The sequence below is a fragment of the Pseudomonas fuscovaginae SE-1 genome (assembly GCF_000364705.1).
Taxonomy (GTDB): domain Bacteria; phylum Pseudomonadota; class Gammaproteobacteria; order Pseudomonadales; family Pseudomonadaceae; genus Aquipseudomonas; species Aquipseudomonas fuscovaginae_A.
In genome coordinates this window covers 49,426-62,429 of the sequence record NZ_AQOH01000204.1, presented here as the reverse complement: position 1 = coordinate 62,429, position 13,004 = coordinate 49,426, and the positions used below count along the sequence as shown (strand labels likewise).

The 13,004-nt window shown below is 63.7% G+C and carries 13 protein-coding genes; 3 read left to right on the top strand and 10 right to left on the bottom strand.

Annotation, left to right across the window (positions count from 1 at the left end; all coding sequences use genetic code 11):
* Positions 1 to 11 precede the first annotated feature (11 nt).
* From K675_RS0118685 to ppc, 5 genes are all read right to left on the bottom strand, one after another.
* A complete protein-coding gene (locus tag K675_RS0118685; protein WP_017905012.1) occupies positions 12 to 881 on the bottom strand; it encodes a DUF72 domain-containing protein in 870 nt (289 codons plus the stop codon).
* Positions 882 to 894: 13 nt separating this feature from the next.
* Entirely contained in the window at positions 895 to 1,194 is a 300-nt protein-coding gene (locus tag K675_RS0118680) for a hypothetical protein (RefSeq protein ID WP_017905011.1), read from the bottom strand.
* Between the two features lie 213 nt (positions 1,195 to 1,407).
* Positions 1,408 to 2,082 carry a tRNA (adenosine(37)-N6)-threonylcarbamoyltransferase complex dimerization subunit type 1 TsaB gene (gene tsaB, locus K675_RS0118675; RefSeq protein WP_017905010.1) on the bottom strand — a complete coding sequence of 225 codons (675 nt, stop codon included), beginning with the start codon at positions 2,080 to 2,082 and terminating at the stop codon, positions 1,408 to 1,410.
* A 90-nt stretch (positions 2,083 to 2,172) separates the two neighbouring features.
* The gene (gene adk, locus K675_RS0118670; protein ID WP_017905009.1) at positions 2,173 to 2,820 is read right to left on the bottom strand and encodes an adenylate kinase; all 648 of its coding nucleotides are present in this window, start codon (positions 2,818 to 2,820) and stop codon (positions 2,173 to 2,175) included.
* 287 nt (positions 2,821 to 3,107) lie between these two features.
* On the bottom strand, positions 3,108 to 5,738 hold the full coding sequence (gene ppc / locus K675_RS0118665; protein WP_017905008.1) for a phosphoenolpyruvate carboxylase: 2,631 nt from the start codon (positions 5,736 to 5,738) through the stop codon (positions 3,108 to 3,110).
* Positions 5,739 to 5,976: 238 nt separating this feature from the next.
* Here ppc and K675_RS0118660 point away from each other — a divergent pair, with 238 nt between their 5' ends.
* From K675_RS0118660 to K675_RS0118650, 3 genes are all read left to right on the top strand, one after another.
* Positions 5,977 to 6,321 (top strand): hypothetical protein, encoded by a 345-nt coding sequence (locus K675_RS0118660; protein ID WP_017905007.1) that lies wholly within the window; start codon positions 5,977 to 5,979, stop codon positions 6,319 to 6,321.
* A 298-nt stretch (positions 6,322 to 6,619) separates the two neighbouring features.
* Entirely contained in the window at positions 6,620 to 7,030 is a 411-nt protein-coding gene (locus K675_RS0118655) for a DUF4398 domain-containing protein (RefSeq protein WP_192842721.1), read from the top strand.
* Positions 7,031 to 7,079: 49 nt separating this feature from the next.
* Positions 7,080 to 7,871 (top strand): OmpA family protein, encoded by a 792-nt coding sequence (locus K675_RS0118650; protein WP_017905005.1) that lies wholly within the window; start codon positions 7,080 to 7,082, stop codon positions 7,869 to 7,871.
* 74 nt (positions 7,872 to 7,945) lie between these two features.
* Here the strand turns inward: K675_RS0118650 and K675_RS0118645 are convergent, their stop codons facing one another.
* From K675_RS0118645 to lysS, 5 genes are all read right to left on the bottom strand, one after another.
* On the bottom strand, positions 7,946 to 8,272 hold the full coding sequence (locus K675_RS0118645) for a hypothetical protein (protein WP_017905004.1): 327 nt from the start codon (positions 8,270 to 8,272) through the stop codon (positions 7,946 to 7,948).
* Complete coding sequence (locus K675_RS0118640; protein ID WP_017905003.1) at positions 8,269 to 9,180, bottom strand: alpha/beta hydrolase; 912 nt, start codon at positions 9,178 to 9,180, stop codon at positions 8,269 to 8,271. Before K675_RS0118640 ends, K675_RS0118645 begins: the two co-directional genes overlap by 4 nt.
* Before the next feature lie 154 nt (positions 9,181 to 9,334).
* Positions 9,335 to 10,612: a flavohemoglobin expression-modulating QEGLA motif protein gene (locus tag K675_RS0118635; protein ID WP_017905002.1), complete on the bottom strand. Its 1,278-nt coding sequence runs from the start codon at positions 10,610 to 10,612 to the stop codon at positions 9,335 to 9,337.
* Between the two features lie 46 nt (positions 10,613 to 10,658).
* Entirely contained in the window at positions 10,659 to 11,375 is a 717-nt protein-coding gene (locus K675_RS0118630) for a TetR/AcrR family transcriptional regulator (protein ID WP_026145329.1), read from the bottom strand.
* 92 nt (positions 11,376 to 11,467) lie between these two features.
* Positions 11,468 to 12,970 (bottom strand): lysine--tRNA ligase, encoded by a 1,503-nt coding sequence (lysS, locus tag K675_RS0118625; protein ID WP_017905000.1) that lies wholly within the window; start codon positions 12,968 to 12,970, stop codon positions 11,468 to 11,470.
* Positions 12,971 to 13,004 lie beyond the last annotated feature (34 nt).

Sequence of the window (13,004 nt, the reverse complement as noted above, 5' to 3'; positions counted from 1 at the left end):
AACGGGCACCGTCAGAGCAGGCCGAGCTGCTCCGCGGCGGGCTCTCTGTATAACTCAGGCAGAGCTGGCAGACCAGGCAAACGTAGCGCCAGGCGCTGATGAAAACGCTGCGCCAGTTTCGGTGCCAGCAGGTTGTCAGCCGTGTGCAGGAAGATATACGGCGTGCGCCCCTCCTCGATCCAGGCGGCAACCTTCTCGATCCAGGGCGTCAGGAAGGACTCGTTCGCCGCCAGCTCCGGGTGGCCGATGAAGCGCACCTGCGGGAAGCGGGTGAAGGCCGCGGGACGCGGCGGCACCCTGGGCTTCTTCGACTGGGCATGCAGCACCGCAGGCTCGGTCGAGGTGCAACTGAAGAGCGCCCGCGGATCGAGACAGATGCGCTCCACTCCACGCTCCAGCAGCAATCGGTTGAGCATCCGCTCGGCATCGCCCTTGGCGAAGAACTCGGAATGACGCACCTCGACGGCCAGCGGTCGCTGCAGGCTGTCGATGAATCCGGTCAGTTCGTTCAGCCGATGAGGGGCGAAACTCGCCGGCAGTTGCAGCCATAACGGCGATACCCGCGCGCCCAGCGGCTGGAGCAGTTGCAGGAACTGCTCGGCCGCCGGCAATTGGGCCCGCAGGTCGCCACCATGGCTGATATCCCGGGGGAACTTGGCGGTGAAGCGAAAGTGCTCCGGCATGGTCTGCGCCCAACGTTCCACCGTGGCCGGCGAGGGCCGGGCATAGAACGTGGTGTTGCCTTCGACAGCGTTGAAAACCTGGGAATACAGACCGAGAAAGTCAGTCGGACGGGCGTTTTCCGGGTACAGGAACTCGCGCCAGGCATTTTCACTCCAGGACGGACAACCAAGGTAGTAGGGAAGAACTGAATCGGTCATGCCACCGATTAGATCAGATATGCAGGTCGAGCCCCAACACTTCCATGTCCCACTCGACGAAACCGGCGGTGGTCAGATAGCTGGCCAGCGCGGTGGCGACACTTCTTTTCATGGCGCGGTGGAAGATCATGTCCTGGGGACGGGCTGGCAGGTTGGCCAGGCGCTCACCGGCAGCCTCGGCACGGGCAGCGACTTCGGAGAGGTCCTCGCTGTCGCCGGCAAGCAGTTCCTCATCGGCGTCCAGCACCACGCCGCCCTTGCGAGGCTTGCGCTTGATGGAATAGGACTGTGATGAAACGCCGTCTATACGCATTGTGGCATGCTCGGTGTCGATGATGGCAATTTAGCAGCACTTGCCGTGCATGGCTATTGTCCAAGTGATAACCAGACCACATAACCAATAGAAGGTTTTCACACAACGCCGCCTGCGTGTGCAAAACATGACGTACGGCACATTTTTGACTGCTACGAGCGACATCCCGAGCGCCCGACTTCAAGCTTCAGTGTAGCTTGAAAATTTGCCCCCTCAGCGCGCCTTGGGCGTGGCAACCTTGTCACGCAGGTAGACCGGCTGTGCCTGGTCGGCAACGATGGCTTCGCCGCGCGCCCAGGCAAATCGGGCCAGGGCCAGCAGGTCCCGGGCATCGGGGAGCATGCCAGCATCCTGGCCGCTCAGCGCGACCCTGATGCGCTCGCCATAACCCCAGCCGGTCCCCGCACCGAACCAGGAGCCTTCGGCCCCCTCCGGCAGCATCGCGATTTCCGGTGGCAGCACCGCCTCGACACCGGCCAGTCGCATCTCCCCGGCCTCCTCGCGATAGCAGCCCCAGTACACCTCGTCCATCCGCGCATCGATGGCGGCGGCAACCTGGCTGGCGCCATGCTCGCGCAACGCCCGCTGGGCCAGCACCGCCAGGTTGGAGACCGGCAGTACCGGCCGGTCCAGGGCGAAGGCCAGGCCCTGGACCACGCCAATGGCGATCCGTACCCCGGTAAAGGCGCCCGGACCGCGACCGAAGGCAATCGCATCCACCGCCGACAAGCCGATCCCCGCATCCGCCAGCAACTGCTGGATCATCGGCAGCAGCTTCTGCGCATGCAGGCGCGGGATCACCTCATAGTGGCTCGTCACCTTGCCGTCATGCAGCAAGGCGACGGAGCAGGCTTCAGTCGCGGTGTCCAGGGCCAGCAAGGTGCTCATCGGTGTTTCCGTCAGGTCAGAATGAAAAAGTGCGACAGTATAAACAACAACAGCCCGCAAGCGGGCTGTTGTGGAGAGGCGACGCGAGGATCAGTTCAACGCTTCGAGCACCTTGCCGGTGATCGCTTCGACCGAGCCGACGCCAGCGATGTGGCTGTACTTTGGCTTGCCCTGGGCAGCCGACAGCTTCTGGTAGAAGTCCACCAGCGGCTTGGTCTGGGAATGGTAGACCGACAGGCGATGACGAACGGTTTCCTCGGTGTCGTCCTTGCGCTGGACCAGTTCTTCGCCAGTCACATCGTCCTTGCCCTCGACCTTCGGCGGATTGTAGACGACATGGTAGACGCGACCGGAAGCCTCGTGCACGCGCCGGCCGGCAATACGCTGGACGATCTCCTCATCATCGACGGCGATCTCGACCACGTGGTCCAGCTCGACACCGGCCTGTACCAGCGCTTCGGCCTGGGGAATAGTGCGTGGGAAACCGTCGAACAGGAAACCCTTGGCGCAATCGGCCTGGGCAATACGGTCCTTGACCAGCGCGATGATCAGGTCATCGGAAACCAGGCCACCGGCATCCATGATGCCCTTGGCCTTGACGCCCAGCTCGGTGCCGGCCTTGACCGCGGCACGCAGCATGTCGCCGGTGGAGATTTGCGGGATGCCGAATTTCTCGGTGATGAACTTAGCCTGAGTACCTTTACCGGCCCCGGGAGCTCCCAGCAGAATGACGCGCATCGATGTGCTCCTCAATTTTTTATTTAGAAACGCTCGGATTCGCCGCGTGGGGCCAATCTCAACAATAGGGTGACAGCCGCCCAAACGGCCAAGGGCTGATCAAGATACACAGCCGACCGACCCCACACAAGACGCCCAAAGTCGCAACGACTCGCCCCCCTGCAACCGCGCAAACCTGCTACCGCGCGCCACCGGGCGGCCACGGGGTGTCGCGCACACGGGTACGACCGCCACTGACCGGGCGCTCGTACCCGCCCCACAGGCTGCAACTCAGTTGCCCCACGCCCTCAGCCGGTATTGCGCAGCCCCGCGGCGATACCCGCCACGGATACCAGCAAAGCCTGTTCCAGAGGGCTGTCCTGGGTACTTTCCTGACGCCGCGTACGGGCCAGCAACTCGGCCTGCAAAAGATGCAGGGGATCCAGATAGATGTTGCGCAGGCGAATGAACTCCAGGGTCTCCGGACTGTGGGCCAGCAGTTGCGACTGGCCGGTCAGCCCCAGTACCACCGAACAGGCCTGCGACAATAGGTCGCGCAAGTGCACACCCAACGGCAGCAGTTCCGCCTCCACCAGACGCTCGTCATAGGAGCGTGCAATGTCGTTGTCGGCCTTGGCCAGCACCATCTCCAGCATATCGATGCGGGTACGGAAGAAGGGCCATTGCTCACGCATCTGCTCCAGCAGCTTGCCCTGCCCGCGCTCCAGCGCATGGCGCAGGGCCGTCTCCCAGCCGAGCCAGGCCGGCAGCATCAGCCGGGTCTGGGTCCAGCCGAAGATCCAGGGAATCGCCCGCAGGCTTTCGATGCCGCCGGCCCGGCGCTTGGCCGGCCGACTGCCCAGCGGCAGGCGTCCCAGTTCCTGCTCCGGGGTCGACTGGCGGAAATACTCGACGAACTGTGGGTTGTCGCGGACTTCGGCGCGGTAGGCCCGCACCCCATCCGCCGCCAATTCGTCCATCAGCTTGCGCCAGGCCGGTTGCGGCGGTGGCGGCGGCAGCAGGGTGGCCTCCAGCACAGCCGCCAGGTACAGGTTGAGGTTCTGTTCGGCGATGTCCGGCAGGCCGAACTTGAAGCGGATCATTTCGCCCTGTTCGGTGGTACGGAAACGCCCCGCCACCGAGCCGGGCGGCTGCGACAGGATCGCCGCATGGGCCGGGCCGCCGCCACGGCCGACGGTGCCACCGCGACCATGGAACAGCAGCAGTTCGACCTGTTGCTCCCGGCAGATTTCCACCAGCCGCTCCTGGGCGCGGTACTGGGCCCAGGCGGCGGCGGTGGTACCGGCATCCTTGGCCGAGTCGGAATAGCCGATCATCACCTCCTGCGGCCCCTGCAGGCGCGAGCGGTAGCCGGGCAGCAGCAACAGACGCTCCATCACCGGCCCGGCATTGTCCAGGTCGGCCAGGGTCTCGAACAGCGGCACTACGCGCATCGGCCGCAGTACACCGCACTCCTTGAGCAACAGTTGCACCAGAAGCACGTCGGAAGCCGCACCGGCCATGGAAATCACATAGGACCCCAGAGAGGCCGCCGGTGCCGCGGCGATTTCCCGGCAGGTCGCCAGCACCTCGGCGGTGTCCGCCGAGGGCTTGAAATACGAGGGCAACAACGGACGACGGCTGCCTTGCTCGCGGATCAGGAAGGTCAACCGGGCATCCTCATCCCAGTCCTCGTAGCGCCCCAGGCCCAGGTAGTCGGTGATCTCGCTCATCGCCGCGGCATGCCGCGACGAATCCTGGCGCACGTCCAGGCGCACCAGGAACAGGCCGAAGGTCACCACACGCCGCAGGCAGTCGAGCAACGGCCCGTCGGCGATCACCCCCATACCGCATTCGTGCAGGGAGCGATAGCACAGTTGCAACGGTTCCAGCAGGTCGTGATTGTCGCGCAGGACCTGGTCCGAAGCCGGCTGGGTGGACTCCAGCGAATCATGGGCCCACTGGCGGGTCGCGCGCAGCCGCTCGCGCAGCTGCTTGAGCACCGCCCGATAGGGCTCGACACTGTTGCCGGCCCGGGCCAGCAAGGCCTCGCTGGCATGCTGCATCGACAGCTCGGCGGCCAGGTGATCGACATCGCGCAGGTACAGGTCGGCCGCCATCCAGCGGGCCAACAGCAGGACTTCACGGGTCACCCTGGCCGTGACGTTGGGGTTGCCGTCGCGGTCGCCGCCCATCCAGGAAGCGAAGCGGATCGGTGCCGCCTCCAGCGGCAGGTGCAGACCAGTGGCGGCATGCAGGGCCTGGTCGGCCTTGCGCAGATAATTCGGGATCGCCTGCCAGAGTGAATGCTCGATTACCGCAAAGCCCCATTTGGCTTCATCCACCGGGGTCGGCCGGGTGCGACGGATCTCCTCGGTGTGCCAGGCCTCGGCGATCAGCCGCTGCAGGCGCTGGCGGATCTGCTCGCGCTCGGCGCCGGTGAGGTCGCGGTGGTCCTGCAGCGCCAGTTGCGCGGCGATGGCGTCGTACTTCTGGATCAGCGTGCGCCGCGTCACCTCGGTCGGGTGCGCGGTCAGCACCAATTCGATGTCCAGGCGCGCCAGTTGCCGCGCGAGGGATTCCGGGTCATGGCCCTCGGCCTGCAGCCGGGCCAGCAGTTCCGGCAGCGCCCGCGACTCGAACGGAGCTGGCTGGGATTCGTCGCGACGATGAATCAGTTGGTACTGCTCGGCGATGTTCGCCAGGTTGAGAAACTGGTTGAAGGCCCGGACCACCGGCAGCAACTCGTCGTCACCGAGATCATCGAGACTGGCACTCAGTTCGGTACTGGCCGCATCGCTGCGATCGGCCTTGGCGCTCTTGCGAATGCGCTCGATCTTGTCGAGGAATTCCTCGCCATGCTGGTCGCGGATGGTATTGCCCAGCAACTCACCCAGCAGGTGAACGTCTTCTCGCAAACGCACATCGATATCTGACATCGGCAGGCTCTCCAGCGGACTTTGGGACGCTTCCCTCCCCCAAGAGTGCACCACTGCGACAAGTGCCTACAAGTCGGCAGGTCGATCGCCACCTCCGGAAATTCCCCGTCGAACCTCACCGCCAGGAGCTAGTCTGATGATTGAGCAGCCCTGCGCGGGGCTGACGGCCGGCCCGGCGTCAATGCCAACCCGGTCACTCATCGATCCCCGCCGTCGGCGGGTATGAATTGAGGTCACCATGAAAATCCGTGAGCTAGCCCAGCACTGGGAAGAGAATGCCAAGGGTCGCCTGACCGACACCGGCTACGCCGTTCATCTGGACGTGGAAGCGGCCGCCCGCCTCGCCGCGATCACCGAAATGTACCCCAAGCGCAGCCCCGAGGAACTGCTCGGCGAACTGATCGGCGCCGCCCTTGAGGAGCTTGAAGCGAGTTTCCCCTACGTCCAGGGTCAGCATGTGGTCGCCACCGACGAGGAAGGTGATCCCTTGTACGAAGACGTCGGTGCCACCCCGCGCTTCCTGACACTATCACGCCGCTATCTGCATAATCTGTCTTCCGGGACCGACGAATCCAAGCACTGAAGAAACCCGCCACGCTCCCGCAAGCCCCGGTATTCCTGGCTCCCGACCGAGCCGGGATACCGCTGCGGCACGCAAAAGTTCAGATTTTCCGAATTGACCGATCAGTCAGCATTTTTTTCGGGCGATTGGCCATATCCGCTGAACTATTCAAAAAAGCCTCAGGTCACAGCCAGTAGCCATCACTGGCACAGCTGCTGCGAAAAATGCCCGGCCGAGACGGCGGGGTCTGCGCTGAAGGCCCTCGGGCCCGTGATGGGGATTGATGTTTTTCAGGAGCTATCCAATGGAGTTGAAGACCATGAAAACCAGCACAGTCACATCCTCGTTCAACCACCTGCGCGGGCTGAAACTGGCCGCTCTGGCACTGGGTACCAGCTTCATCCTGGCCGGCTGTGCCGGAAACCCGCCGAGCGAGCAGTACGCGGTGACCCAGTCCGCCGTCAACAGCGCCGTCAGCGCCGGCGGTACCGAATACGCGGCCGTGGAAATGAAATCGGCCCAGGACAAGCTCAAGCAGGCCGAGCTGGCCATGCATGACAAGAAGTACGACGACGCCCGTCGCCTGGCCGAGCAGGCCGAGTGGGATGCCCGCGTCGCCGAACGCAAGGCCCAGGCCGCCAAGGCCGAACTGGCCGTGAAGGATGCCCAGAAAGGTGTTCAGGAACTGCGCCAGGAAAGCCAGCGGCCCGTGGTGCAGCCGGCGCAGTAAGCGCTGCCGTAGCCTGAAGTTTCAACGGACAGAATAAAGGACGAACATTATGCGCAATCAATTGATGATCCCCGCCCTGCTGGCCATGAGCGTCGGCCTCGCCGCCTGCTCCACCCCGCCCAACCCCAACCTGGAACAGGCGCGCACCAACTTCTCCGGCCTGCAGGCCGACCCGCAGGCGAGCAAGGTGGCGGCCCTGGAAACCAAGGACGCCAGCGACTACCTGGACAAGGCGGACAAGGCCTATCAGAACCGTGAGGATGAAAAGGTCGTCGACCAGTTGGCCTATCTGACCAACCAGCGTGTCGAAGTCGCCAAGCAGACCATCGCCCTGCGCACCGCCGAGGCCAACCTGAAGAACGCCGCCGCGCAACGGGCCCAGGCCCGCCTGGACGCCCGCGACGCGCAGATCCGCCAGTTGCAGGAAAGCCTTAACGCCAAGCAGACCGATCGCGGCACTCTGGTGACCTTCGGTGACGTCCTGTTCGCCACCAACAAGGCCGAACTCAAGCCCAATGGCCTGGCCAACATCAGCAAGCTGGCGCAATTCCTCCAGCAGAACCCCGACCGCAAGGTGATCGTCGAGGGCTACACCGACAGCACCGGTACCGCGGCCTACAACCAGAGCCTGTCCGAACGCCGCGCGACCTCGGTCCAGGTGGCCCTGATCAAAATGGGCGTCGACCCGAGCCGCATTGTCACCCAGGGCTATGGCAAGGAGTATCCGGTCGCGGATAACGGCAGCGTCTCCGGCCGTGCGATGAACCGTCGCGTGGAAGTGACCATCTCCAACGACAATCAGCCCGTCGCACCGCGCTCCTCGGTCAGCAGCAACTACTGATCGTTCGACGCGCCAATGGAAAAGCCCCGCCTGGTCGGACCAGGCGGGGCTTTTTCATACGGCAGGCCGCCAGCTCACTGCTCCAGCCTGGGCGTCTCCTGGCCCATGCAGCGCACCGCCTGCTTCTTGTCGTTGACCAGCACACCGGTCAGGCCTTTCTGCTCGGTGTCGAACAGCACCAGCACGCCGTCGATGCACTGGGCCACCTGGTTGGCCGGCGTCAGCGAGACCTTGTAGTCCTCCCCCGGGATGGTCTTGAGCATGGTGAACTGGTTGAGCTCCAACGCATCCTCCGGCTTGGCGAAGTGCAGGTAGCCGTAGTACCACAGGCAGCCCACGGTGCCGATGATGCTGCAGATACCGGTGATGATCAGGGGAATGGCGTTGCGTTCTTCGGTCATTGCGGGCTCTCTGGTTCAACAGTCGAATTCGGGGCAGCGGGATAATTGGGGATCTCGCCCAGACGACGCAGGCCATCGAAATGCTGCGGGTCCTCGAGATAGCGCAACATCACCTGGCGCCAGGTCGGGTCGGCGAAGGTCTGCACATGCCCGCCGCGGGTCAGTTGTAGCACTCTTGGCGGCGGTGCGGCCTGATACAGGACAATACCGTTGTCCATCGGTACCAGCGGGTCGTCGATACTCTGGAAGATCAGCTTGGGCACGCCTTTGAGTTGCGCCATGGAATGAATCGCGCTGTCGCCATCCGGCACCAGCCAGGACAGCGGCACCTGGAACGGCCAGGTCAGCCAGGAGCCGCTCAGGGCAAACTGCCCCACCGCGCGATAGCTGGCGGGCACGCCATCGAGCACCAAGGCCTTGAGACGGGGCTGGTAGCCAGGGTGCTCGACCAGGTAATGCACCGCCATCGCACCGCCGAGGCTCTGCCCGAGGACCACCAGCGGCTTGCCCTGGACCTCCGGAGCCTGCTCCAGCCACTGGAACGCGGCGTCGATATCCTGGTAGACCGCCGGCAGGCTTGGCTCGCCCGCGGACAGGCCATAACCCCGGTAATCGACCAACAACACCTGGTAGCCCTGCTCCGGCAGCCACCAACTGCCGCCCAGGTGCATCGACAGGTTGCCACCGTTGCCATGCAGGTGCAGCACCGTGCCCTTGACCGGCACGCCGGCCTTGGCCGGCAGCCACCAGGCCCGCAAACGGGTGCCGTCGGCGGTGGTCAGGGTGACGTCGCGGTATTCAAGATGGGCCTTGTCCGGAGTGAACGGCAAGCCGGGCTCGGGATAGAACAGCAGCGAGCTGCAGCCGTTCAGGGTCAGGAGCAGGCAGAGGATGCCTAGGATTCTCATCCGGTTGAAACCTCGCGGAATTCAGTGGCCACGACACCGTTCCCTGTAGGAGCTGGGCTTGCCCGCGAAGAGGCACTCCCTGAAGTAATGCGTCAACTTGAAGGGCGCCTTCGCGGGCAAGCCCGCTCCTACAGGGACGACGTAAGATTCCGGATCAGAGGATATTGGAATAATCCGCCTCGATCCGATCCAGGCTCAGGTGATTGAGGAAGTTGCTGAAGCACATCCAGGCCGACAGCGCATTCATGTCACGGAACTGCTCCGGCAGGTATTTCGGCGGCGTCACCAGCCCCTCGTCCACCAGTTGGCGCAGGGTGCGCATGTCCTCCAGGGTGGTCTTGCCACAGAACAGCAGCGGCACCTGTTCGAGCTTGCCCTTGCGCACGGCCAGCTGGATGTAGTTGTAGACCATGATGAAGCCCTTGAGGTACGACAGGTCCTTGGTGAACGGCAGCCCGTTCGGCACCGAGCCGCGGAACACCCGGCTGGCATTGCCGTAGCTTTCCGCCATTTCGAAACCCTGCTCGCGGAAGAACTCGAACACCTGGAGGAAGTCCGCGCCCTGCTCGACCATATCGATGGCCCGGGTGCGGTTGGTCAGCTTGCGCAGGCGGCTCGGGTAGGAGGCGAAGGTGATGATTTCCATCAGGATCGCCAGACCTTCCTGGGTCACCGTCGAGGAGGGCGGGCCCTTGGACAGGAAGGTGCAGATCGGCTGGTTAAGCCCGTTGAGCGTGGTGCCGACGTGCACCAGCCCCTCATGCACCTCCAGCGCCCGCACATCCCGGGTGTTGAACAGCGCATCGGCGCGGATCTTGATGTAGTCGGCACCGGCCGCCGCGTCGGCGACAATACCGTCCGATTCGAACACCCGGATGGTTTCCTCGGCCTCGCCGAACACCTTGTTCAGTCGCCGCTGCAGCATGTCGACGGCGTCCTTGGCGGTCAGGGTCTTGGGTTCGTCCTTGAGGTCGCCACGGCCGTCGATGTTGTTCAGGTAGTCGGACAGCATCAGGCCGAGGTCGGCCAGGGTCGGGTCGCCGGCGTGGAAGGCATCGGAAGCGGCGCCGTAGAGTTCCTGGGAAATCAGCCCGAAGTCCGGGGTGCCGCGGGCCTCGAGCATGCGCACGACCATGCGGTACTCCCGGCACATGCGCCGCATGATCTGCCCGACGGGGCTGAACTGGCCGAGCTGGCGAGTGATGTCGCGCTCGATGTTCTGCAACTCCAGCTTGACCGCGCCGGAGTCGAACGACAGCGGCCGCGCGGCGTAGTAGTCGCGGTCCACCGCCGGCATTTCCTTGCCCTTGGCCTTGAGAAAGCCCTTGCGGATGCTCTCGTCCCATTTCACCGCATCGAGCACGCGAATCGGTGTCTGTGCCGACACAATGCGATCGGACAGGCTGCGTATCGTCTGCTGGTATTCGTCCAAGAAACACTCCTGATCGTCGCTGCGGTAATTGGCCGTGCCCTGTAGCTTAGACGGAGGCCAGCACCAGATGCATGTAACGGGTGAGAATCCCGAGCCGATCCTGCTCGCTCTCGGGCTCTGCATCGTCGAGAAGGCCCTGATATTCCATCCGGCCGATAATCGCCGTCAACACTTTGGCATCCTGTTCCGGCTGCCTGGAGCCCAGCACCTGGAAGAACTGGCAGGAGCCACGCAGGAGAATCTGCTGGTGCGCGCGCACCAGCTGCGCCAGGCGCGGGTTGAGCAGCGCCTCCTGGCGAAACGCCTGCTCGGCCATCAGGTACTCGCGGCGGTTGTGCAACTGGCGCTGGACATAATCGGCGGTCAGCCGGGCGATCTCGTCGGCCAGTTGCGCCCGCGAGGCGGGGCTGCCGTCACCGTAGGCGACCATCTCGCGCAACAGGCCTTCGTTGTTCTCCCACAGCTTGGCCATGTAGGCCGCGCTGCGCTCGACGTACTGGGCAAAGGTATCGGTCAGCAGGTCGTCGATGTCCTTGAAGTAGTAGGTGGTGGCCGACAACGGCACGCCCGCCTCGGCGGCCACTGCGCGGTGGCGCACGCCACGCACGCCGTCACGCACGACGATCCGCATGGCTGCATTGAGAATGTCCTGTCGCCGTTGCTCACTGCCCTGTCGGCTGGCCTTGCGTCCCTGGTACTGAACGCTTTCAGCCAACGCGCTGGCCACGCCAGCAGCCCCTTCTTGAGCCATTGCACGGTTCACTACAGGTATTCCTCTCTTGTAATAATCTGAAACTTCAGTACCAACGCAAATAAAAAAGCCGCCTTGCGAGGGCGGCTTTTTCAACGACGATCTTATGCTTGCGGACGCATGTGCGGGAACAGGATGACGTCACGGATCGACGGTGCGTTGGTCAGCAGCATCACCAGGCGGTCGATGCCGATACCCTCACCGGCGGTCGGAGGCATGCCGTACTCCAGGGCACGGACGAAATCGGCGTCGTAGTGCATGGCCTCGTCGTCACCGGCATCCTTCTCCGCCACCTGGGCCTTGAAGCGTTCGGCCTGGTCCTCGGCGTCGTTGAGTTCCGAGTAGGCGTTGGCGATTTCACGGCCGCCGATGAACAGTTCGAAGCGGTCGGTGACGTTAGGGTTCTTGTCGTTGCGACGCGCCAGCGGCGACACTTCGAACGGGTACTCGGTGATGAAGTGCGGCTGCTCCAGCTTGTGCTCGACCAGCTCTTCGAAAATCATCACCTGCAGCTTGCCCAGACCTTCGTGACCGAGCACCTTGGCACCGGCCTTCCTGGCGATTTCGCGAGCCTTGTCGACATCCAGCAGATCGGCTTCGGTCAGTTCCGGGTTGTACTTGAGGATCGAGTCGAACACCGACATGCGGGCGAACGGCTCGCCGAAGTGGAACACCTTGTCGCCGTAAGGCACGTCGGTGCTGCCCAGAACGGCCTGGGCCAGTTCACGGAACAGTTCTTCGGTCAGGTCCATGTTGTCTTCGTAGTCGGCGTAGGCCTGGTAGAACTCGAGCATGGTGAACTCGGGGTTGTGCCGGGTCGAAACACCTTCGTTACGGAAGTTGCGGTTGATCTCGAACACGCGCTCGAAGCCACCGACCACCAGGCGCTTGAGGTACAGTTCCGGCGCGATCCGCAGGTACATGCCCATGTCCAGCGCGTTGTGGTGGGTTTCGAACGGCTTGGCCGCGGCCCCCCCGGGAATGGTCTGCAGCATCGGCGTTTCCACTTCCATGAAATCACGCTTCATCATGAAGCTGCGGATGTGGGCGATGACCTGCGAACGCACGCGGAAGGTCTGGCGGGTGTCCTCGTTGACGATCAGGTCGACGTAGCGCTGGCGATAGCGCTGCTCGGTGTCGGTCAGGCCGTGGTGCTTGTCCGGCAGCGGACGCAGCGACTTGGTCAGCAGGCGCACGTCGGTCATTTCGACGTACAGGTCGCCCTTGCCGGAACGGGCCAGGGTGCCTTCGGCGCTGATGATATCGCCCAGGTCCCAGGTCTTCACCGCCGCCAGGGTCTCTTCCGAGAGGGTCTTGCGGTTGACGTAGACCTGGATGCGCCCGGACATGTCCTGGATCACCATGAACGAACCGCGGTTGAGCATGATGCGACCGGCAACCTTGACCGGAATCGCCGCTTCTGCCAGTTCTTCCTTGGTCTTGTCGGCGTACTGTTTCTGCAGGTCTTCACAGTAGGCGTCACGGCGGAAGTCGTTGGGGAAGGCATTGCCCTTGCTGCGCTCGGCGGCAAGCTTTTCCTTGCGCAGGGCGATCAGGGCGTTTTCTTCCTGTTGCAGGGCTTGCGGGTCGAGTTGTTGGTCGCTCATGTCTTTAAATTTTCCATCACAGGTTCGTTGCCCC

What these genes read in the sequence shown, in the direction of transcription:
- K675_RS0118655 (WP_192842721.1), top strand. Translation starts at nt 6,620, where the DNA reads ATGAAAACCAGCACAGTCACATCCTCGTTCAACCACCTGCGCGGGCTG.
- K675_RS0118650 (WP_017905005.1), top strand. Translation starts at nt 7,080, where the DNA reads ATGCGCAATCAATTGATGATCCCCGCCCTGCTGGCCATGAGCGTCGGC.
- K675_RS0118685 (WP_017905012.1), bottom strand. Translation starts at nt 881, where the DNA reads ATGACCGATTCAGTTCTTCCCTACTACCTTGGTTGTCCGTCCTGGAGT.
- ppc (WP_017905008.1), bottom strand. Translation starts at nt 5,738, where the DNA reads ATGTCAGATATCGATGTGCGTTTGCGAGAAGACGTTCACCTGCTGGGT.
- tsaB (WP_017905010.1), bottom strand. Translation starts at nt 2,082, where the DNA reads ATGAGCACCTTGCTGGCCCTGGACACCGCGACTGAAGCCTGCTCCGTC.
- adk (WP_017905009.1), bottom strand. Translation starts at nt 2,820, where the DNA reads ATGCGCGTCATTCTGCTGGGAGCTCCCGGGGCCGGTAAAGGTACTCAG.
- K675_RS0118680 (WP_017905011.1), bottom strand. Translation starts at nt 1,194, where the DNA reads ATGCGTATAGACGGCGTTTCATCACAGTCCTATTCCATCAAGCGCAAG.
- K675_RS0118660 (WP_017905007.1), top strand. Translation starts at nt 5,977, where the DNA reads ATGAAAATCCGTGAGCTAGCCCAGCACTGGGAAGAGAATGCCAAGGGT.
- K675_RS0118640 (WP_017905003.1), bottom strand. Translation starts at nt 9,180, where the DNA reads ATGAGAATCCTAGGCATCCTCTGCCTGCTCCTGACCCTGAACGGCTGC.
- K675_RS0118645 (WP_017905004.1), bottom strand. Translation starts at nt 8,272, where the DNA reads ATGACCGAAGAACGCAACGCCATTCCCCTGATCATCACCGGTATCTGC.
- lysS (WP_017905000.1), bottom strand. Translation starts at nt 12,970, where the DNA reads ATGAGCGACCAACAACTCGACCCGCAAGCCCTGCAACAGGAAGAAAAC.